This is a genomic window from Streptomyces diastaticus subsp. diastaticus (genome assembly GCF_011170125.1).
Classification (GTDB): domain Bacteria; phylum Actinomycetota; class Actinomycetes; order Streptomycetales; family Streptomycetaceae; genus Streptomyces; species Streptomyces diastaticus.
Window position 1 is genome coordinate 385,233 of the sequence record NZ_BLLN01000001.1, and the last position, 21,171, is coordinate 406,403.

Annotated in this window: 13 protein-coding genes and 2 pseudogenes; 4 read left to right on the forward strand and 11 right to left on the reverse strand. The window is 75.0% G+C overall.

The features are described from left to right. Nucleotides 1-20: 20 nt before the first annotated feature. On the reverse strand, nt 21-731 hold the full coding sequence (locus Sdia_RS01685) for a LuxR C-terminal-related transcriptional regulator (protein WP_100452384.1): 711 nt from the start codon (nt 729-731) through the stop codon (nt 21-23). Nucleotides 732-816: 85 nt separating this feature from the next. Beyond that, nucleotides 817-2,061 carry an ATP-binding protein gene (locus Sdia_RS01690; RefSeq protein ID WP_100452383.1) on the reverse strand — a complete coding sequence of 415 codons (1,245 nt, stop codon included), beginning with the start codon at nt 2,059-2,061 and terminating at the stop codon, nt 817-819. A gap of 219 nt (nt 2,062-2,280) precedes the next feature. Here Sdia_RS01690 and Sdia_RS01695 point away from each other — a divergent pair, with 219 nt between their 5' ends. Together Sdia_RS01695 and Sdia_RS01700 are read left to right on the forward strand one after the other, a co-directional pair. After that, nucleotides 2,281-3,576, forward strand: coding sequence for a PspC domain-containing protein (locus Sdia_RS01695; protein ID WP_124287253.1), 1,296 nt, complete (start codon nt 2,281-2,283; stop codon nt 3,574-3,576). Then, nucleotides 3,563-3,790: a hypothetical protein gene (locus Sdia_RS01700; RefSeq protein ID WP_100452381.1), complete on the forward strand. Its 228-nt coding sequence runs from the start codon at nt 3,563-3,565 to the stop codon at nt 3,788-3,790. Before Sdia_RS01695 ends, Sdia_RS01700 begins: the two co-directional genes overlap by 14 nt. Nucleotides 3,791-3,831: 41 nt before the next feature. On the opposite strand, the gene Sdia_RS01705 is transcribed toward Sdia_RS01700, so the two are convergent. From Sdia_RS01705 to guaA, 4 genes are all read right to left on the reverse strand, one after another. Further along, nucleotides 3,832-4,371 carry a DoxX family membrane protein gene (locus Sdia_RS01705; RefSeq protein ID WP_115069749.1) on the reverse strand — a complete coding sequence of 180 codons (540 nt, stop codon included), beginning with the start codon at nt 4,369-4,371 and terminating at the stop codon, nt 3,832-3,834. Between the two features lie 100 nt (nt 4,372-4,471). Next, complete coding sequence (locus Sdia_RS01710) at nt 4,472-5,224, reverse strand: SDR family NAD(P)-dependent oxidoreductase (RefSeq protein ID WP_100452379.1); 753 nt, start codon at nt 5,222-5,224, stop codon at nt 4,472-4,474. A gap of 75 nt (nt 5,225-5,299) precedes the next feature. Next, nucleotides 5,300-6,736 (reverse strand): hypothetical protein, encoded by a 1,437-nt coding sequence (locus Sdia_RS01715; protein ID WP_100452378.1) that lies wholly within the window; start codon nt 6,734-6,736, stop codon nt 5,300-5,302. Between the two features lie 601 nt (nt 6,737-7,337). After that, the gene (gene guaA, locus Sdia_RS01720) at nt 7,338-8,918 is read right to left on the reverse strand and encodes a glutamine-hydrolyzing GMP synthase (RefSeq protein WP_189500177.1); all 1,581 of its coding nucleotides are present in this window, start codon (nt 8,916-8,918) and stop codon (nt 7,338-7,340) included. Between the two features lie 474 nt (nt 8,919-9,392). Here guaA and Sdia_RS01725 point away from each other — a divergent pair, with 474 nt between their 5' ends. Both Sdia_RS01725 and Sdia_RS01730 read left to right on the forward strand, forming a co-directional pair. Continuing rightward, on the forward strand, nt 9,393-9,707 hold the full coding sequence (locus tag Sdia_RS01725) for a chorismate mutase (protein ID WP_100452377.1): 315 nt from the start codon (nt 9,393-9,395) through the stop codon (nt 9,705-9,707). A gap of 683 nt (nt 9,708-10,390) precedes the next feature. Next, a complete protein-coding gene (locus tag Sdia_RS01730) occupies nt 10,391-11,452 on the forward strand; it encodes an LPXTG cell wall anchor domain-containing protein (protein ID WP_229830998.1) in 1,062 nt (353 codons plus the stop codon). A 126-nt stretch (nt 11,453-11,578) separates the two neighbouring features. Here the strand turns inward: Sdia_RS01730 and Sdia_RS01735 are convergent, their stop codons facing one another. The 5 genes and pseudogenes from Sdia_RS01735 to Sdia_RS01755 all read right to left on the reverse strand — a co-directional run. Next, on the reverse strand, nt 11,579-13,453 hold the full coding sequence (locus Sdia_RS01735; RefSeq protein WP_100452375.1) for a GMC oxidoreductase: 1,875 nt from the start codon (nt 13,451-13,453) through the stop codon (nt 11,579-11,581). A 128-nt stretch (nt 13,454-13,581) separates the two neighbouring features. Next, nucleotides 13,582-15,198 carry a succinic semialdehyde dehydrogenase gene (locus tag Sdia_RS01740; protein ID WP_100452374.1) on the reverse strand — a complete coding sequence of 539 codons (1,617 nt, stop codon included), beginning with the start codon at nt 15,196-15,198 and terminating at the stop codon, nt 13,582-13,584. A gap of 385 nt (nt 15,199-15,583) precedes the next feature. Further along, nucleotides 15,584-18,239 (reverse strand): annotated as a pseudogene (locus tag Sdia_RS01745) (serine/threonine kinase C-terminal domain-containing protein). Nucleotides 18,240-18,387: 148 nt separating this feature from the next. Next, a pseudogene (locus Sdia_RS01750) lies at nt 18,388-20,634 on the reverse strand (serine/threonine-protein kinase). 175 nt (nt 20,635-20,809) lie between these two features. Further along, nucleotides 20,810-21,171 (reverse strand): glycerol-3-phosphate dehydrogenase C-terminal domain-containing protein (locus Sdia_RS01755; protein WP_276529933.1); only part of this gene is annotated, 362 nt, incomplete at its 5' end.

Genomic DNA, 21,171 nt, shown 5'->3' on the forward strand with positions numbered 1-21,171 from the left:
CGCGCTCCCTCCCCGGGGCGTCAGACGAGTCGGCGGGCGGTCGCCCAGCGGGTCAGCTCGTGGCGGTTGGAGAGCTGGAGCTTGCGCAGCACCGCGGAGACGTGCGACTCGACCGTCTTCACCGAGATGTAGAGCTGCTTGGCCACCTCCTTGTAGGCGTAGCCCCGGGCGATCAGCCGCAGCACCTCGCGCTCGCGCTGGGTGAGCCGGTCCAGGTCCTCGTCGACCGGCGGGGCGTCGGTGGAGGCGAAGGCGTCCAGCACGAACCCGGCCAGCCGGGGGGAGAAGACGGCGTCGCCGTCCTGCACCCGGAAGACCGAGTCGACCAGGTCGGCGCCGGTGATGTTCTTGGTGACGTAGCCGCGGGCGCCGCCCCGGATGACGCCGATGACGTCCTCCGCCGCGTCGGAGACGGAGAGCGCGAGGAACCGCACCGGCCGCTCGGCGGCGCCCATCAGCGGGGCGCAGCGGCGCAGCACCTCGACCCCGCCGCCGCCCGGCAGGTGCACGTCGAGCAGGACCACCTCGGGGCGGGTCGCGGTGATGACGGTGACGGCCTGGTCCACGTCGTCGGCCTCGCCGACCACCTCGACGCCGGTCTCCTCGGTCTGCCCGATCTCGGCCTGGACGCCGGTGCGGAACATCCGGTGGTCGTCGACGAGGACGACCCGTACACGCCGCGCGCTCCCGCCCTCCGCCGCCTCGGTGCCGCCCGCCGTGGTCTCGTTCATCTCGTCGCCCTCTCTCTCGGCCCGGCCGCCCTCTGCGCCCGCCTCGCCCGCCGCGGCCGGCCCGTCAGGGTGCCGCCCGTACCCATCATCCCGCCGTCGTCCGCCGGATCTCCAGCTCCACCTCGGTGCCGCCGTCGGGCGCGGAGCGCAGCCGGGCCGTGCCGCCGTGCCGCTCCATCCGGCCGATGATCGACTCGCGGACGCCCATCCGGTCGGCGGGGACCGCGTCCAGGTCGAAGCCGGGGCCCCGGTCCCGCACGGAGACGAAGACCTCCTCCCCGGCCGCCTCGGCGAACACCTGCACCGGCCCGCCCTCGCCACCGTACTTGGCGGCGTTCACCATGGCCTCGCGCGCGGCCTGGACCAGTGCGGGCAGCGGCTCGTCCAGCGGGCAGTCGCCGACCAGGACGACCTCCAGCGGTACGCCGTGCTTGTCCTCGACCTCGGCGGCGGTGCGCTTGACCGCCTCGGCCAGCGTCGCCGGCCCGTCCTCGGCGGCGCGGCCCGAGCCCTCCGGCCGGTGCAGCCAGTTTCGCAGTTCGCGCTCCTGGGAGCGGGCGAGGCGGCGGACCTCGGCGGGCCGGTCGGCGTTGCGCTGGATCAGGGTGAGGGTGTGCAGCACCGAGTCGTGGACGTGGGCGGCTACCTCGGCCCGCTCCTGGGCGCGAATACGCATCAGCCGCTCCTGCCCGAGATCCTGCGCCATCCGCACCAGCCAAGGCCCGGCCAGCAGCGCCACCCCGACCAGCACCGCGAGCGACGCCTGGAGGACCGCGCCCAGGTGCTCGGCCGACCCCTGGAGGACGAACATCCCGGAGACCCCGGCGCCGACCAGCAGCACTCCCGCCGCCGACCTGGCCAGGGTGAGGTTCCGCCGCCTGAGCCCGGCCTCGGCCCAGCGGGCCCGGCGGGCGTTGTCGGCCTGCCGCCAGACCACGGCGACACCGGCGCCGACCAGCAGGGCGGGGAAGAGGTAGGCGCGGGCGGTGCCGTTCAGGTCGACCGAGGCGACGAAGACCATGGAGGCGACGAGCAGCGCCAGCAGGGCGACGAGCTGGCCCCGGTCCGCCTTGGCCGGGGCACTCGGCGGCTGCGGCGAGAGGCCGCCCACGCCCAGCGGTACGAAGGACCAGAAGGCGGCGTAGAGCAGGGCGCCCAGGCCGTTGGCGACGAAGAGCGCGACGAAGGCGAGCCGGACCCAGAAGACCGGCAGGCCGAGGTGGCCGGCGAGGCCGCGCGCGACTCCGCCCAGCCAGCGGCCGTCGCTGCTGCGGTAGAGCTTGCGCGGCTCCCGCTCCTGCTCGATGGTCCCTGCTGCGGCGTCCGGCATGGACCGATCGTCACACGGCGGCCCGGCCACCGGCATCAGGGTTGTCCCGGAGGCCGCCCCCGGTCCGGCGGCGCGGCGCGGTCGGAAGCCGTGGTTCCGGCCGGCCCTCCGCCCCGTGGCCGCGCGGTCGGGCCCGGGCGGGCTCTCGGGGTCGATCTCAGGGTCCGTCCAGGGTCGTACCGGCTGCCCACCGGCCGCCCGCCCCGTCACCATGGAGCCATGACACCGCCGCCCACCGGAGCCACCGGTGCCCCGCCCGCCCCCGAGCCGCGCACCGAGGAGCGGCCCCCCGGCTTCCGCCGCGACCGGCGCCACCGCAAGATCGGCGGCGTCTGCGCGGGGCTCGGCCTGCACTACGGCCTGGACCCGCTGATCTTCCGCATCTGCCTGGCCGTGCTCTCCGCGACCGGCGGCGTCGGCCTCCTCTTCTACGGCTTCGCCTGGCTGCTCGTGCCCTACGAGGGCGAGGAGGAGAACGAGGCGCGGCGGCTGCTCTCCGGCCGCGTCGACGGGCCCGCGCTCACCGCCGTCCTCTTCGCCCTGGTCGGCTGCGGACTGCTCCTCTCGGTCATCAACAACGGCCAGCTCCTCTGGTTCGCCGTGCTGCTCGGGCTGCTCCTCGCCGGGGCCGCCCACTGGTCCCGGACCCGGCCCGAACAGGGCGAGAGGGCACAGGAGGGGATGCCCCCCGAGCCGCAGGCCCCGCCCGTGCCGGACGGACCCGAGTCGTGGTGGCGCGGCCCGATCGTCAAGGACGGCACCCACGACGGCGCCACCGGCTACCTCTGGGGCCCGGCCGCCCTGGCCGACGGGACGGGTGGCGCCGCCAGTACCCGGGCCCGCGCCTCCGGCTGCGGCCGGCGGCCCGCCGACGCGCTGGCCGAACGGCCGCGCCGCCCCCGCTCCCTGGGCTTCCTCACCTTCCTGCTGGCCTGCGCGGCGGGCACCCTCACCGCTTTCGCCGGCTGGCACACCCAGCCGCTGGGCACCGCGCTCCAGACCGGGCTCGCCGTCGCCCTCGGCGTCCTCGGCCTCGGTGTCGCGGTGAGCGCCTTCCTCGGCCGCACCGGGCTGGGCACGATCTTCCTCGCCGTGCTGACCGCCGTCGCGCTGGCCGGCGCCGCCAACCTCCCCCGCGACGCCACCACCGACTGGTCCTCCCCCACCTGGCGTCCCGCCGACACGGCCGCGCTCCGCCCCGACTACCGCATCGGCACCGGCGACGCCACCCTCGACCTGAGCGAGGTCACGGTGCCCAGGGGCGAACGCGCCTCGGTCCGGGCCCGCGTCGCCACCGGGCACCTGCGGGTCCTCCTTCCCCGCACCAGCACCGTCGACCTGACCGCGGAGTCCGGCATCGGCACCGTCCACCTCCCCGGCGACCGGGACGGCGGGGTGTCGGTCGGCAACGACGTCTCCCGCAAGGCCACCTACCCCGCGGGGGACGGCGGCGTCCTCACCGTCCACGTCGAAACAGGCTTCGGTCTGACGGAGGTCACCCGTGCTACGCCATGAACCCCAGCCCGGCCGGCTCCTGGCCGGCATCGCGCTCGTCACCGCCGCCGTCCTCTACACCGGCGACGCCGTCTCCGCCTGGACGGTCCCGTGGTGGGCGCTCTTCCCGCTGGTCTGCGGCGGCCTGTGGCTGGCGGCGGCGGTGGGACTGTTCGGACACCTGTGGCGCAGGCGGCGGAGGCGGAGGACGGAGGGCGGCGTCAACGGGTGCTGACACGCCGGTCGCACCACCCCGTGCCCCCGCCCCGGACCGGCTCAGTCCCCCAGACCCAGCCCGATGTCCCGGCCCCTCCGCCGCCGCTGCCGGAGCGCCTCGTCCGCCGAGAAGTGCTCCGCGCCCGCCAGGGCCAGCGGCAGCCAGGCCAGCAGGTAGGCCAGGTCGTTGCCGTAGTAGTACGGCGTGGTCGGCCAGCTGACGGTGAGCCACAGGACCAGGGAGATGAGGGCGCCCCCGGCTGCGGCGACGCGGGCCCGGAAGCCCAGCAGGGTGGCGAGGCCGACCAGGAGTTCGCCGAGGGCGAGCGCGTAGCCGAAGCCGACGGGGCTGTGCTGGGCGAGGTCGACGAGGAAGGGGGCGCCCGCCGTGGCGTGCACGGCGTCGAGGAGTTCGCCGAGGGAGCCGGGGCCGGTGGCGGAGAGGAAGGCCGAGTCGGTGAGCTTGTCGAGGCCGGCGTGGACGAAGGTGACGCCGAGGAAGGCGCGGAGCGGCAGCAGGGCGTACCGCCGCAGGGTGCCGCGCAGGCCGCGCCGGGGGCCGAGGCCGCCCGGCTGTTCGAGCAGGGTGCCGTGTGCCATGGCTGGTGGGGCCGCCTCTCAAGGTGGGGTGCGGGGCTCGTCGGCGTCCCTGCCCGTTCCGGACGGCGGCCATACGTGGCGGGCGGGCGCGAGGAGCGGGTCAGCGGCCTCCGGCGACCCGGAGGACGGCGCCCGTGGTGTACGAGGCGTCGGGCGACAGGAGCCAGGAGACGGCTCCGGCGATCTCCTCGGGCTGCCCGGCGCGGCCCAGCGGAATGCCCGGCCCCTGCTTGGCGGGGCGTTCGGGGTCGGCGTGGAAGCCGGTCCAGATGACCCCGGGGGCCACGCAGTTGACGCGGATCCCCTCGTCCGCGACCTCCTTGGCGAGGCCGACGGTGAGCGTGTCCACGCCGGCCTTGGCGGCGGCGTAGTGGACGTACTCGCCGGGGCTGCCGAGGGTGGCGGCGGCGGACGAGATGTTGACGAGTGCGCCGCCGCCGGAGGCCGAGAGGTCGCGGACGGCACGGCGGGCGCAGAGCAGGTAGCCGAGGAGGTTGACGTCCAGGGCGCGGGAGATCCCGGCCGGGTCGGCGTCGGCGAGGCGACCGACGGGGCCGCTCGTCCCGGCGTTGTTGACCAGGCCGGTGACGGGGCCGAGGGTGGCGGCCTCGTCGAAGAGCGCGTCGACGGAGGCGGCGTCGGCGGTGTCGACGGCGACGGCGAGCGCGCGGCGCCCGGCGGCGCGGACCCGTTCGGCGACGGACTCGGCGGCGGCCCGGTCGGACCGGTAGCCGACGACGAGGTCGTGGCCGTCGGCGGCGAGCCGGGCGCAGACGGCGGCGCCGATGCCCCGGCTGCCGCCGGTCACCACGGTCAGGGGCTGCCTCGTGGTACCGGCACCGGTCATCGTCATGAGGGACCTCCGCGTCACACGCCGCCCCCGTCGGTCGCGGGGGCCCGGCTCACCGTACCGGCGTCTGGCACCTGGTCAGTCGCCGACCTCGATGGTCACCTTGTTGGTCTCGACGCCGGCCGCCGAGACCAGTTGGACCTCGGCCTTGCCGGGCTCGACCTCGACCGGTACCGGGACGGTCAGCGTCGTGTCGGACGGGTTGGTGAAGCCGCCGGGCACGGGCACCAGCGGCACGTGCACGTGGACGGCCCCTATCCGCACGACCATCCGCGCGAGCCGGTCCGGGGTGCGGGCGCTCGGCGGCAGGAACCCGGCGCCGCGGATCTCGATGTCGTCGCCCGTCCGGATCGGCCCGTCCAGGTCCCCGGCCTCACGGGCGCGCACCACGGCGTGGATGACGGGCCGGGACCCCTCGGCGTACTTGCTCGCCAGGTAGGTCGCGGCGGAGACGAGGACGAGCAGGGCCAGGCCCCAGGGCAGATCGGGCAGTTGGTCGGGGCGGCGGGCGAGGCGGACCGCCGCGTAGACCTGGGCGACGGCACTGACCAGGACGTACTGGGTGTCGGCGAAGTGGGCGCGGCCGCTGTCGTCGGTGAGCAGGTCGGCGGCGCGTGGGCGGGGCGCCTGGGCCTTCTGGAGCCGCTGTCCCTGGACGCGGACGGCGACGACGCGTCGGACCACGACGGCCACCGCGCAGGTCACGGCGAGCACGGTGACCAGCCCCGCGCCGCGCGCCAGGTCGAGCCCGGCGATGAGCGTGTCCCGCTCCTCCGCACCGGAGGCGAAGGCCAGCCGCCCGGCGAGGACGAGAACGGCGTACGCGGTGAGCAGCACCCAGAGGGCGGCCACCGCGCGGGAGGTGGAGAGCCGGTTGTCCTCGCCGATCACGGGGGCGAGGACGCCGCCGCGCCGTCCGTGGAGCCGGGCGGCGCCGGTGAGCAGTCCGGCGCCGATCAGGGCCGCGAGCAGTCCCGCGGTACGGGCGGCGGTCCAGCCGGCGGCGAAGGCGGTGGCGACCTGGCCGAGGAAGAGCACGGCGACCGCCCCCCAGACGACGTTCAGGGTGCGCCGCCACAGCAGCACGTACCAGCCCTCGGCCTCGGCCCGGGCGCGGGCGCCGACCTCGCGGGCCGCCTGCGTCAGCTCGTCGGAGATCCACTGGCGCGAGGCCCCGGCCGAGTACGAGACGGCGGCGGGCAGCCCCTCGCCCGCCGCGAGCGCGTCGCGCCGGGCCCGGAAGGCGGCCTGCGCCTCGCGGTGGGCGGCCCGGGTGCCGCGCGGGCAGGCGGGGCAGGCGCAGGTGTGCGGGTGCGGGGCGTCGGCCTGCCCGTCCTCCGCGGCGCCGTCCTCGGCGGCCGGGCCGGTCTTCTCGGAGGCGGGCTTCTCGTCGGGGGCGCCCGGCTGTCCCGGCACGGGCAGCGGGGCCTCGCCCGTGCGGTGGGCGGGGGCGGACGGCGCGCCGCCGGCCCCGCTGGTGTCGTCCGCCGTGTTACCGGCCTCTCGCCCCGCCACGGTCCATGCCCGCCTTCACCGTCGTCCCGCTGGTTCCGGTGCCGTACGGCACCCTCGGCGCGCACCGGTCCCGGGCCCGCTTCAAGGGCCCGCCAACTGGCGCGCGGTGACTGCAAATTGTGCCGTATGGGCGGCCTCCGGGGCACATCAGGGGCGCGCGAGCTCCCCGCCCGGGCCCTCTGGGCCACGAAGACTTCCCTGACCTGCGACGGAAGGGGGCGCGAGCCCGCGCGCCCCCGCCGCGGAACGGAAACGGGGCGGCCTGGACCCGCCACCGATACCCGACAGGAGATGACGGGTATCCCGACAGGACTCCCCGTGCGGATACCGCACCACAGGCACCACCTCAGCCCAAAACCCAGCCCGGCCGGCGCCTGAGGCCCCCCCAGTCCGGCCAGCGCCTGAGGCCATCCAGCACCCGCACTACAGGCACCACCTCAGCCCAAAACCCAGCCCGGCCGGCGCTTGAGGCCATCAGTGGCGCGCCCCCACGGCGCGCACGCAAACCCCGCGGCGGGAAGCACCCCGGAAACACCAAATGCCGCCGCACCCCCAGCAAGGGGGCACAACGGCATCCAGCGTCAACCCTGAGCCGCCAGGCTCACTCCCACTCGATGGTCCCCGGCGGCTTGCTCGTCACATCGAGCACGACCCGGTTGACCTCGTCCACCTCGTTGGTGATGCGGGTCGAGATCCGGGCCAGCACGTCGTACGGCATCCGGGTCCAGTCGGCCGTCATCGCGTCCTCGGAGGAGACGGGTCGCAGCACGATCGGGTGGCCGTAGGTCCGCCCGTCGCCCTGGACGCCGACCGAGCGCACGTCGGCGAGGAGCACCACGGGGCACTGCCAGATGTCGCGGTCGAGCCCGGCCGCGGTCAGCTCCTCGCGGGCGATGGCGTCGGCCTCGCGGAGGAGGTCGAGGCGGTCCTTGGTGACCTCGCCGACGATGCGGATGCCGAGCCCGGGCCCGGGGAACGGCTGGCGCTGGACGATCTCCTCGGGCAGGCCCAGCTCCTGGCCGACCATCCGGACCTCGTCCTTGAAGAGCGCGCGAAGCGGCTCGACGAGTTCGAACTCGATGTCGTCGGGAAGGCCGCCCACGTTGTGGTGGGACTTGATGTTGGCGGTGCCGGCGCCGCCGCCGGACTCCACCACGTCCGGGTAGAGGGTCCCCTGGACCAGGAAGGCGACGTCCTCGCCCTCGGCGACGATCTCGGCCTGCGCCTGCTCGAAGACGCGGATGAACTCCCGGCCGATGATCTTGCGCTTCTGCTCGGGGTCGCTGACCCCGGCGAGCGCGGTCAGGAAGCGCTCCTCGGCGTCGACCACCTTGAGCTGCACGCCGGTGGCGGCGACGAAGTCCTTCTCGACCTGCTCGGTCTCACCCTTGCGCATCAGGCCGTGGTCGACGTAGACGCAGGTCAGCTGCGTACCGACGGCCTTCTGGACGAGGGCCGCGGCGACCGCGGAGTCCACGCCGCCGGAGAGGCCGCAGATGGCGCGCTTGGTGCCGACCCGCTCACGGATCTCGGCGACCTGCTCCTCGATGACGTTGCCCATGGTCCAGGTCGGGGAGAGCCCCGCGCCCCGGTACAGGAAGTGCTCCAGCACCTGCTGGCCGTGGGTGGAGTGCATCACCTCGGGGTGGTACTGCACCCCGTAGAGCTTCTTCTCGTCGTTCTCGAAGGCGGCGACCGGCACCACGGCGGTGGAGGCGGTCACGGTGAAGCCCTCGGGCGCCGCCGAGCAGGCGTCGCCGTGCGACATCCACACCGACTGCTCGTCGGGGGTGCCCTCGAAGAGGGTGGAGGCGGACTTGGAGACGGTCAGCTCGGTACGGCCGTACTCGCGGGCGCCGCTGTTGTCGACGGTGCCGCCGAGGGTCTGCGCCATGAGCTGGAAGCCGTAGCACATGCCGAAGACCGGGACGCCGGCCTCGAAGAGCGCGCGGTCCAGGGTGGGGGCGTGCTCCGCGTACACCGAGGACGGGCCGCCGGAGAGGATGATGGCCGCCGGGTTCTTGGCGAGCATCTCGGAGACGGGCATCGTGCTGGGCACGATCTCGCTGTAGACGCGGGCCTCACGGACGCGGCGGGCGATGAGCTGGGCGTACTGCGCGCCGAAGTCGACGACCAGGACGGTCTCGGCGGTGGCGGGCGACGCGGGGGACGCTGAGGGCACTGCGGCGGCCTTCCGGCGGGTGATCGGGTGATTCATGGGCTGATCACAGAGGGTGGATGTCCACTGATTCTAACGGGGCCCCGGTCCGCTTCATTCCGTCTCGTCCCCGTGGAGGGACCCGCTCCACGCCGGGCCGGGCGGCCGTGTCGGGCCGTTCGGGTCCGGGGCCGCCCGTTCACGTGTGGGCCGTCTCACCATCCGGCCCGGCTTGCCCCGGGTCCCGGCGGCGGGTGCATACTGACCCCGTGATCCAGCACCTGAGCTTCCTCTTTACCTATGGCACCCGGCCCGCCGGCTGCCATGGTCGTGCTGCTTGATCCACTGACAAGCGTGCGAAGGCGCCCCGGGCCGAACGGCCCGGGGCGCCTTCCGTTTCCCGGACCTCTCGCACCCGGGGCTCCCCGCCCGCCCCACCTCACCGCCCCACCTCACCGGCCCACCCGGACCGGCCCCGACGGAGCAGGAGCCCTTCCCATGACCACCACCCCGACCGCCCCGACCGCCACCGCCCAGCCCGCCGAACGCACCGGCGCCCGCACCCCCGAGGCGGCCGAGCTGATCGGCGGGGCGCGGGAGCGGATCGACGCGCTGGACGACCGGATCATCGGCCTGGTCCAGGAGCGGATCGCGGTCTCCGCCGTCATCCAGGAGGCGCGGATCTCCTCGGGCGGCCGCCGCGTCAACCTCTCCCGCGAGATGGAGATCCTCAGCCACTACCGGGACGCCCTCGGCGCGCCTGGCACCTCGCTCGCCATGACGCTCCTCGAACTCTCGCGGGGCCGGGTCTGAGGGCCTGCCGCAAGCCCCCGCACCTGAGTTCGCATCGCTTCTCACCCGTACGGCGCGTGACCGGTGGGCGCCGGGCTTCGTTGGTCCCGGTGTCCGTGCCAGCCAGGGGCGGGCCAGCAAGAACCACGCGTGGCTTTCACTGGAGCGATGAGACGTGCGGCGCCTGTCCGCACGTCGTGGGACCTCGCTCCAGCGTGACCGGACGGCAGGGGACAGCGGTCCGGTCACCCCCTGAACGGCCGGCTCCGGGGACGCCCGGGACCGGTCGTCTCGGGCCCCCGTCCTCCCCGCGCGGGCCCGGCACCCCCTCATTCACCTCCGTACGGCTCTCCGGCGCCACTCCCCTCCCCCGGCGCCGCCGCCCGGCACCCTGGCGCCCGACGACACCGTGCCGCACCGAAGGGCCCCGCCGCGTCCGGACGAGGACGCCGCGGGGCCCTTTCGCGTGTCCGGAAGCGGGGCTCCTCACCCACCGGGCATTACGGGATCAAGGAGCGGCAACCGGGACACTGCCCGGGGCATGTGCCCGACCGCGTAAGAATTCTGTGAAGTTCCGTACAACCATTCGGGCGGGCGCACGGTCATCCATGCGAACACCGGCCACTTCCGTGCTTTTCCGCGGCGGGCGGCCGCCTTCACCTCCGTACCGCCCTCCAGGCGGTACGCCTACACACGAGGTCTGAATGAAGCTTCGCCGTGCCATGGCCGTCGCCGCCGCGACCGCCGTCATCAGCCCCGTCGCGCTGCTCGCGGCCCCCGCCGCCTTCGCGACGGACGGGCAGCAGGACGGCCGGACCAGCGAGACCACCCCGGCGCCCACCGCGTCGGAGAGCGAGACCACGGCTCCCGCGGAGTCGGCCGAGCCGACCGCGCCGGAGGAGACCGGGCCGGCCCCGACCGCCACCGACTCGGCGCCCGCGGAGGAGACCCCCGGCACCGAGGACCCGAGCGGCGAGCCGTCCGAGGAGCCGACCGACGAGCCGACCGAGAGCACCGAGCCCTCGCCGTCCCCGTCCGACGACGAGGGCGAGGAGGACGACGAGGGCGAGGAGGAGGACGGCTACGAGATCTGCCTCGACGAGGACGGCAACGAACTGGCCGACCTGGGCGTCTCCGTCTCCGGCCTGCCCGGCCAGGTCCGCGCCGGCTCCACTCAGGAGTTCACCCTGAGCGCCGCCAACTCCGGGAAGCAGACCCTCGAGGGGGTGGAGTGGGAGGCCTCCGTCATGAACGACGACGACCTGGAACTCCGCGAGGGCCTGTTCGAGAAGGTCGAGCTGTCCTTCTACGACCCGGAGAGCGACAGCTGGGTCTCCCTCTACGACTTCGGCGTCGTCTTCGGTGAGACCACGCTCGCCCCGGGCCAGACCATCGACATCAAGCTCCGCATGACCGTCGCCGAGGACGCCCCGCTGGGCGCCGGCTACGCGTTCGGGTTCACGGGCTACCTGAACGAGGAGGAGAACTGCGTCACCGCCGCGTACGCCTACTACGACTTCACGGTGATCGGCGCGGGCGCCACCCCGAAGCCGGGTGACGCCAAGGAGACCGAGGGCAAGAAGCCGCAGGGCGGTTACAAGCCGGTCGAGGAGAAGAAGACCCTGGAGCCGACCGGTCAGCTCGCCGAGACCGGCGCCGGTTCGATGCTGCCGGTGCTCGGCCTCGTCGGCGGCGTGACCGTCCTCGCCGGCGCCGGCGTCGTCTTCGCCGTCCGCCGTCGCGGCGGCGTCGGCACCGCCGCCTGACCCGCCCCCGGACGGTCCCCGGCCGCCGCGCCGGGGCCGTACGGGGGGGCGGTGTGCGCACGAAGAAGGACCTGCACTCGGAGGGGGGTGCAGGTCCTTCGCCGTCGCGGGCCGGGCGGCCGGAGGTCACGCCCCCTCGGTCGCCCCCGCCTCGTCGCGCCGCTTCGGCGGCATCGCGGGCATCCCGAGGAACGGCAGGTCGAGCGCGGCGAACGCCTCGGCCGGGACCGCCGGGCGGAGCGGCGCGACGGGCGCGATCCGCTCATAGGGCAGGCCCTGCTCGGGGCGTGGGTCGGCCTCGCCCTTGTTGGGCCAGAGCGATGCGGCGCGTTCGGCCTGCGCGGTGATGGTCAGCGAGGGGTTGACGCCGAGGTTGGCGGAGACCGCCGAGCCGTCGACCACGGTGATGCCGGGGTGGCCGTAGAGCCGGTGGTACGGGTCGACGACGCCCTCGTCGGCGGTGGCGCCGATGGGGCAGCCGCCGAGGAAGTGCGCGGTGAGCGGGGTGCCGATCAGCTCGCCGATGTTGGACCCGGCGAAGCCGTTGATCTCCTCGGCGATGGCGGTGGCCGCCTCCCCGGCCTCCTTGATCTGCGTCGGGTTGGGCGCACCGTGGCCCTGCCGGGCGGTGAGCAGGCCCTTGCCGATGCCCTTCGGCTTGCGGTAGGTGGTCAGGGAGTTGTCCAGGGACTGCATGACCAGGCCGATGATGGTCCTCTCCGACCAGCGGCGGTTGGAGAGCGACCGGATCACCAGCAGCGGGTGCCTGGCGCAGTTGGCGAGGAAGCCCGCGACCCGCGAGGAGTTCTCCGCGTACGGCACCTGGAGGATGGTGAGGCCGCCCATGGCGTTGGACTTCTTGCCGTAGCGGACCGGCTCGATGTGGGTGGAGTCGTTGGGGTGCACCGAGGAGGTGATGGCGACACCCTTGGTGAAGTCGGCCTTCTCGGCGCCGTGCGCCTTGCGGTAGCGGCGGTCGGTGGTCTGCGCGCCGACCAGTCCCTCGGAGTTGGTCCGGGTGAGCGTGCCGAGCTTGTCGGAGAGGCGGGGGAGCAGCCCGGTGTCCTTCATCCGGTGCAGCAGGGTCTGGGTGCCGTAGGTCCCGGCGGCGAGCACGACGCGGCGGGCGGTGAAGGTGCGGCCGCGGCCCTTGCGCTTGGCGTCGGTCGGCAGGGTGCGCACCGCGAAGCCGCCGCGGGAGTCCTCGGTGACGGCGACGACGGAGGTCATCGGGTGGATGGTGGCGCCGGCCTTCTCGGCGAGGTAGAGGTAGTTCTCGTTCAGGGTGTTCTTGGCGCCGTGACGGCAGCCCGTCATGCACTCGCCGCACTCGTTGCAGGCCCGCCGTGAGGGACCGGCCCCGCCGAAGTACGGGTCGGCGACCTCCTCGCCGGGCCTGGCGCGGCTCGTCCCCTCGGCGTCCTTGCCGTCTCCGAAGAAGACCCCGACGGGCGCCATGTGGAAGGTGTCGCCGAAGCCCATCTTCTCGGCGGCCGCCTTGAGGTGGACGTCGGAGGGCGTGGTGGTCGGGTTGAGCCGCACGCCGAGCATCCTGCTCGCCTGGTCGTAGTACGGCTTCAGCTCGTCCTGCCAGTCGGTGATGGCGCCCCACTGGGGGTCGGTGAAGAAGGGCTCGGGCGGCACGTAGAGGGTGTTGGCGTAGTTGAGGGAGCCGCCGCCTACGCCCGCGCCGGCCAGCACCATGACGTTGCCGAGCAGGTGGATGCGCTGGATGCCGAAGAGGCCGAGGGCCGGGGCCCACAGGTAGTTCCGCAGGTCCCAGGAACTGCGCGGCAGGGACGCGCGGGTGAAGCGGCGCCCGGCCTCCAGGACGCCGACGCGGTACCCCTTCTCGGTCAGCCGGAGGGCGGAGACGGCCCCGCCGAAGCCGGAGCCGACGACCAGCACGTCGTAGTCGTACCCGCCCTCGGCCGTCGGGGGCGCCGTCGCGGCGGGCTCCGGGGTGACGTCCCGGCTCTGGGCAGAGCTCTCCTGTGACATGGGCACTCCTCGGTTCGTACGGGCGCGGCCGGCCGGCACGCGGGCCCGTCCGGCCGTCCCGTGCCGGGTGGCGGGCCCTCGCGCGCGGCGGGGGTGTGCGGGGCGCCGGGCTCTTCCGGCGCCGGAGGTCAGCGCAGGCGGAACGCCTTCATGGCGCGCAGGCTGCGGGTCATGAACGCGGCGTACGTGGCGTCGTCCATGCCGAAGGACGGGGCCATCGGCAGCAGCCGCTGGTGGGCGACGGTCTGCGGCTCGGTGTACTTGAGGATGCCCTCGGAGCCGTGCCGTCGCCCGATCCCGGACTCCTTCATGCCGCCCATCGGCGCCTGCACCGAGCCGTAGGCGGAGGCGTACGCCTCGTTGACGTTGACGGTGCCGGTGCGCAGGCGGGCGGCGAGGGCCCGGCCGCGGCGGCCGTCCTTGGTCCAGACGCTGGAGTTGAGGCCGAAGGAGGTGGCGTTGGCGCGGGTGATCGCCTCCTCCTCGTCGCGGAAGCGGTAGACGGAGACGACCGGGCCGAAGGTCTCGTCCTTGCAGACCGCCATGGCCTCCTCGACGCCGTCCAGGATGGTCGGCTCGAAGAAGTACGGGCCGATGTCGGGCCGGGGCTGCCCGCCGGCCAGGACCTCGGCGCCCTTGGCGACGGCCTCCTCGACGTGGGTGCGGACCGCCTCGAACTGGCGCTCGCCGGCGAGGGAGCCCATGTCGGCGCCGTAGGCGAGGGAGTTGCCGAGCCTCATCGCCTTGGTGAGGGCGGTGAACCGCTCCAGGAAGGCGTCGGCGACCGACTCGTGGACCAGCAGCCGCTCGATGGAGATGCAGAGCTGCCCGGCGGAGGAGAAGCAGGCCCGGACGGCTCCGGCCGCGGCCTTCTCGATGTCGGCGTCCTCCAGCACCAGCATGGCGTTCTTGCCGCCCAGCTCCAGCGAGCAGCCGATCAGCCGGGCGGCGGCGCGCTGGGCGACGATCTTGCCGGTGGTGGTGGAACCGGTGAACGAGACGTAGTCGGCGTGGCGGACGACCTCGGTGCCGACGACCTGGCCCTCGCCGAGGACCACCTGGAACACCTCGGCGGGCAGCCCCGCCTCGACGAGCAGGTCCCGGCCCCACAGGGCGGTCAGCGCGGTCTCCGTGTCGGGCTTCATCACCACGGCGTTGCCCGCGACGAAGGCGGGCAGGGCGTCGCCGACCGAGAGTTCGAAGGGGTAGTTCCACGGCACGATCTGGCCGACGACGCCGCGCGGCTGGCGCAGTTCGGTGATCTTCGTCAGGACGGGGACGGCGCCGGTGTGCCGCTTGGGGCGCAGGTACGAGGGGGCCTTGCGGCCGTAGTGGCGGGCGGCCAGCGCGACGGCCTGCACCTCCTCGTGGGCGTGCAGCCGGGCCTTGCCGGTCTCCACCTGGATGAGGTCGAGCACCTCGGCCTGGCGGGCGAGCACCAGGTCGTGGAAGCGCAGCAGCACGGCGGCGCGGCGGGCGAGGGGGGTGGCGGCCCATGCCTCCTGGGCGGCGCGGGCGCGCGCGAAGGCGTCCGCGACCTCCTCGGGCGTCGACTCCGGCAGGTCGGCCAGCTTCTCGCCGGTGAACGGCGCGTGGTTGGCGGTCCGGCCGGAGCCCACCACGTCGCGGGTGAGCTGCGCGACCACCTGGGGAGTCACCACGTCGGCCGCGGTGCGGGTCCCCTCGGGGGCCGGGGCGAGAGGGTTGGTGCCGGTGCGCGCACCGGTGGCCTGCGTCTCCGTCATGAGCGTGAGCGTACGGCCACCCGACGCTTTTTGGTACCCGCCGGTAAGTACGTTTCACCCCGCCCTCACATCGCGCCAGCGGTCACTGGCACATATGCGCTGATCAGCGGCTCGACACTGCCGAGGAGGCCGGAGAACTCGCTTACGGGTGAGGTGCGGATGCGCCGGCGCGCAGGGCTTCAAGCCGCTCCGCGGCCCCTTCTCCTGTGCCCGCCGCTCCCCGCCGTTCAGGACCACCGCGACCGGGCCGGCGAGCGCGTACCGGGCCTTCGGACCGGCGAGCGCCCCGGCTCGCGCTCGGGTCGCGGCCCGGGCGGCCGGGTGTCCGGGGCGGGGGCTCGGTGTCCGCACCGGGGCCGTGGCCGACCAGACCCGGGGGCACCCGTCACTTCGGGGTGTAGCTGCCCGACGCCTGCTCGAACAGGCGCTCCACCTGGTCGCGTTCGGCGTCGGGGCCGCGCACCTGGACGACGTGGTAGCGGTCGCCGACCAGCATCGCGAGGTTGCGGACGTACAGCTCGGTGCCGCCCGCGGACTCCCAGGTGAAGGTGCCCTCGGCCATGGCCCGGCCGCCGACGTCGATCCGCCGCAGGTTCTGCGAGGTGGTCCAGGAGGAGGCGCGGTACGGGTCCAGTTCGCGCTCGTGCTGGAGCTGGTAGTCGAGGGGGTCGTCGCCGTAGCGGCTCGTCGTGTCGCGGCCGGGGACGACCAGCAGCTCGAAGGTGCCGTTCGTGTAGACGACCTGGCCCCGGCCGTTCTTGGCCTGCCGCTGCCACCCCTTGGCCACCGCGACCCGGAAGCCCTCGGCGTCCTCGCGCAGGGCGAAGCCGTCGGCGGCCTCGGGGGCGTCCCCGTCGGCGGGCGGCTCCTCGCTCCCGCCCTCGGAAGGGCCGGACTGGCCGCCGTCGGGCGAGGTGCCCGCGCCGGGGGCCGGCGATGCGGCGGGCGGGGTCTCGCGGCTGCCGCTGGGCGCGGGCGGCGCGGCGGGGCCCTCGTCCTCGCCCTCCTTGGGCAGGAACAGCACGGCCGCCACGACGACCAGGGTCACCCCGCCGAGGATGCTCAGCAACAGGGTCCGGCCGAGCGACTTCGGCTCGCCCCGTTCCCTGGGCGCCCGCGCCTGCCGGCCCCGGGCCCTGGGCGCGCTGTACGCGCTGTCGAGGTCGGCGCCGTCGGCGAACTCCGCCCGGGCCGGGGGCGCGGGCCGTTCCTCGCGGGCGGGCGGCGTGGGCGCGGCGGCCCGGCGCCGCCTGCCCCGGCGGCGGACCAGCTCGCCCCGGCGGCGCTTCTCCGGGAGCTTGCGCGGCTCGTGCGGCGGGGCGGCGACGATGTCGCGTCCGGCGTCGGGCTCGGGCGCCGAACGGACCAGGGAGCGCAGCCAGCCGCTCAGCTCCTCGAAGTCGGGGCGCTCGGTGGGGTCCTGCCGCAGCAGCGACTCCACGACCGGCCGGAGCGGGCCGCACTCCTCGGCGAAGGCGGGCGGCTCGGCGCAGACCATCTGGACCAGTTCGGCGACGCTCTCCTCCGGGTAGGGCGCGTGGCCCTGCACGGTGCGGAAGAGCAGCGCGCCCAGCGCCCACAGGTCGGCGGCGGGCCCGACCGGCGCCGCGAGCTGCCACCGGTCGTGCACGGGCCCGGCCTGCTCGGGCGCCCACCGCTCGGTGACGGCCCCGACCACGGTCATCCGGGCCTGCCGCGCCCGCTCGGCCTCCAGCGGGGTGTCCGGGCCGCCGGCGGCCCGGGGCGCCGCCATGACCTCGTCCCAGCTCGCCGGCGCGGGCTTCTCCAGCTCCACCGCCGCCTGCTCGGGCACGTACGGGACGGCGGCGACGGGCAGGTTGCCCGGGCTCGGCAGGACGACGTGGTCGGCGTAGGGCGAGGGCTCCACGTCGCCCGGGGCGAGCGTCTCGGGGTGCAGACCCGGCGGCAGGGCGTACGGGTCGCCGGGGCGCTGTTCGGGGGCGGGGCGCGGGGTCCCGTAGGGCTCGGGGTGGTCCTGGTAGGGGAGCCGGGGCCGCTCCTCGTCGCGGTCCCGCTCGCCCCCGGCCGGGTCGCGGGGGCGCGGGGTGGCGCCGTGCCACGCCCGGCCCTCCTCGCGGGCGCCGACGCCGTACGGGTCGGCTATCCGGCCCGGCGCCCACTCCTCGGGTTCCTCGGCGGGCGGCGCGGGCTCGGGCTCCGGCCCGGGGGGCGCGCCGAGGCGGCGGCGCTGCTCCTCGTCGAGCCGGGCGGCGGCGCGCGACGCCCCGGCGCGGTAGGCGGCGATGGCCCCGGCGCGGGCGGCGCGGGCATCCGTACCCGGGGGCAGGGCGTCGCGGTCCTCGGGCTCGGGGGCGAGGGGCCGTGTCCCGGCCGGGGCGGGCAGTGCGGGCCGGGGCCCGGCGACGGGCTCCGCCCGCGGCTCGGGCCCGTCGGTGCCCTCGGGCTCCTCCTCGGGGGCCGGGACCGGGTCGTAGCCGCAGAGCGCCTCCTCGGCGGCGCCGGCGGCCAGCCCGGTGAGCATGACGCGGCCGTCGTCGCAGACCAGCACGGTCCGGGCGGTGATGTTGCGGTGCACCCAGCCGTGGGCGTGCAGCACCCGCAGGGCGGTCAGCACGTCGGCGGCGACCTCGGCGGCGCGGTACGGCGTCAGCGGCCGCTCGGCGAGCAGGGCCGCGAGGGGGCGGGCGGGCACCGCCTCACTGACGATCCACAGCGAACCGTCCTCGGCGAAGACGTCGAAGACCTGGTCGAGCCGGGGGTGGTCGGGGATGCGTGCGGCGGCCTGGGCGGCCTCCATGGCGCGGCGCACCGCGGGGTCGGCCGGCCGGCGGGTGGGTGGCGCGGGCGCCGGGCGGGGCGGCCTCGGCGTAGTCGTGCGTACCGCCCTGCCCGTCGAGGACCTCGGCGTCGACCACCTCGGGCAGCAGCACCTGGCGGACCAGGACCTCCTGGCCGCTGTAGGAGTCGAAGGCCGGGGTCTCGGACAGCTCGAAGGAGCCCGCCGGAGGAAGCGGCAGGCGGTAGCGGTCGGCGAGGACCCGTCCCGCGTACTCGTCCATTCCGTCCCCCTTCCCCGACGGCCAAATCCGTTCGCACACACGCCCGTTGTCATCCGTCCGAGTGTGCCGGCACTCACGATACGTGCCGACGGGGACCGAGATGGGGCGATGGGCGATCCAGGAGTCATCTGCCCGGGAACCGGGCTGCCTACTTCTTCGGCCGGAACGTCTCCGTGAAGGTCCGCCAGGTGCCCTCGATCAGCTCGGAGTGCCACTCGGCGTCCTTGGCGGTGTACATCAGGCCGTACCCGAGGCTCTTGTCGACGACCAGTCCCCGGTCGACCGAGCGGTACTTCACGCCTCCGTCGACGTAGGTGAACTCCCAGTCGGCGGTGTTCCAGCCCCGGTAGTCGACGGCCTCGATGTGGATGCGCTCGTACTGCGCCCGGCGCATGTACTTCTCCTGCGCCTTCCAGTCGGCGACCGGGTCGTCCTTCGGCGTGCCCGTCCAGCCGACCAGCAGCTTCTGCCCGTCCGGGCCCGTGAAGCGGGCCCCGGCGGCACCGGTGGTGGTGTACTTCCAGCCCTCGGGCAGGCCGATCCGGAACCCCTGGGAGTGGCGGTAGGCGGTGTGCTCAAGGGTGTCGTCGCCCGGCTCGCCGGGGTCGTGGCCGCTGCCCTCGCCGGCGTCGTCGCCCTTGCCGCCGCCGTCGTCGCCCTGGTCCTCACCGTCCTCGCCGGAGTCCTCGCCGCCCTTGCCGCCTTCGGAGACCTCGCCGCCCTTCCCGCCGTCCTGCACGGGCCCCTTGCCGCCGCCGGCCCGGTCACCGCCCTCGCCGCCGCCGGCTCCCGCCGAGGCGTTCTTGTCGCCGCCGGCCGCGTCGCTCCCGCCGGAGTCGCCGCTCCGGGTGAGGACGAAGCCGAGCACGGTGGCGACCAGCAGCACGGCGACGCCGAGCGCCACCAGCAGCGCGCGCCGCGACACCACGTCGGTGAGCGAGGCCCGCGCGACCGGCGGCCGTCCGCCCGTGGCGGTGGCCCTGGTGGGCGCGGCGGCGGGCGACACGGCGGCCGGCGGGACGGCGGGCGCGTCGTCGGACGCCTGCATCTTCGGCCACAGCGCCGGGGATTTGGCGGCGGTGGCGGCGGCTGCCGCCTTCGGGGCCCCGGCCGCCCTCGGTGTCCTCTCCAGCTTCGGCCGGCTCTCGCGGGCGCCACCGTCGGCGGGCTTCGGCAGCGGCACGACCTTGGTGGCGTCGGCCGCCCGGCCCGCGCCCGCCTCCTCGGTGGCGATCACCTCGCGCAGCAGGGCGCGCGCCCCGGCCTCGTCGAGGCGCTGCGCGGGGTCCTTGGCGAGCAGCCCGTAGATGACCTCGCTGAGCGGCCCGGCGTTCTTCGGCGGGTCGAGCGGCTCCGTCATCACGGCGGTGAGCGTCGCGATGGCCGAGCCCTTGTCGTAGGGCGGAATGCCCTCGACCGACGCGTACAGCAGCCCGCCCAGCGACCAGAGGTCGGCGGCCGGGCCCGGCTTGTGGCCGCGGGCGCGCTCCGGGGAGATGTACGAGGGGGCGCCGACCAGCATGCCCGTGGAGGTGATCGAGGGGTCGCCCTCGACCTGGGCGATACCAAAGTCGGTGAGGACGACCCGGCCGTCGTCGCCCTCGATGAGCACGTTGGACGGCTTCACGTCCCGGTGCAGGATGCCCTCACGGTGCGCGGCCCGGAGCACCCCGAGGATGGCGAGGCCGACCTCGGCGGCGCGCCTGGGGCTGAGGGTGCCGTCCTCGCGGATCACCTCGGCGAGGGACTTGCCCTCGATCAGCTCCATCACGATCCACGGCCGGTCGTCCTCGTCCACCACGTCGTAGACGGTGACCGCGCCGTTGCTTGCGGATCCGGGCGATGGCCTTCGCCTCGCGCAGGGTCCTGGTGATGAGGCGGCGCTTCTCCTCCTCGTCGATGGAGGAGGGGAACCGGAGTTCCTTGACCGCGACCGTGCGGCCCAGCGTCTCGTCCTCGGCGCGCCAGACCGTACCCATGCCACCCCGGCCCAGCACACCACCCAGCCGGTACCGCCGGCGAGCAGCCGGGCCGCCGTCCCTGGCCCCGTCCCTCCGTCCCGACGGGCCTGTCGGCGACCTGCTTCCGCGTCCGTCATGCGTCCCCTCTGCACCCGCCCCGACAGAGCCCTTCATTGTCCCTCACCCGGGGAGCTGGGTACGCCTGGGGATGGGGGCCCCGGCCGCCACTCCCCCGCAGGACCACGCCGAGTTCGGCCCCGACGCCCGCGATATGACGACACATCATCGCGTTCCGGGCGCCCGGGCCCGCGCGAGCCCCCGGACCGGGTCGGCCGCAGGCCCGGCGGGGGCCTCTCCGCGGCGGGGCCCGTCCTGCCCGCGCCACTCCCCGACCAGGCCACACCCCGGCCCGGCGGGCGCTCGACGCCCGTCAGGGACGGGCCGTGCGGGGTGTCTCCGAAGTCCTGTGCGGTGCCCGCGGTGTCCGGTGCGTGCGCTCGGAACGCCGGGCGGAAGCTCTCGTACCGGGCGTACTCGGGCTGTCACCCGGTGGGGCGAGCGTGCGTGCCGGGCGCCCGTGGGCGCCGTGCGGGACTTCGCGGACGTCGCCTAGCCCTGGACGATGTCCGGCGCCCCCAGCCGGGCCGCGTCCGCCGTCAGGTCGTCCGGCTGGCGCTGGGACTCGCGTTCGGCCTCGACCCGCATCTCGTAGTGGGCGACCTCGTTGTCGATGCGCTCCTGGTCCCAGCCGAGGACCGGCGCGACCAGTTCAGCGCACTCGCGGGCGCTGCGCGTTCCCCGGTCGAAGGTCTCGATGGAGAGGCGGGTGCGGCGCGTGAGGATGTCGTCGAGGTGGTGGGCGCTCTCGTGGGTGGCGGCGTAGACGATCTCGGCGCGGAGGTAGTCGTCGGCGTAGCGCAGCGGCTCGCCCAGCGACGGGTCCTCCGCGATGAGGCGGAGCACCTCCTCGG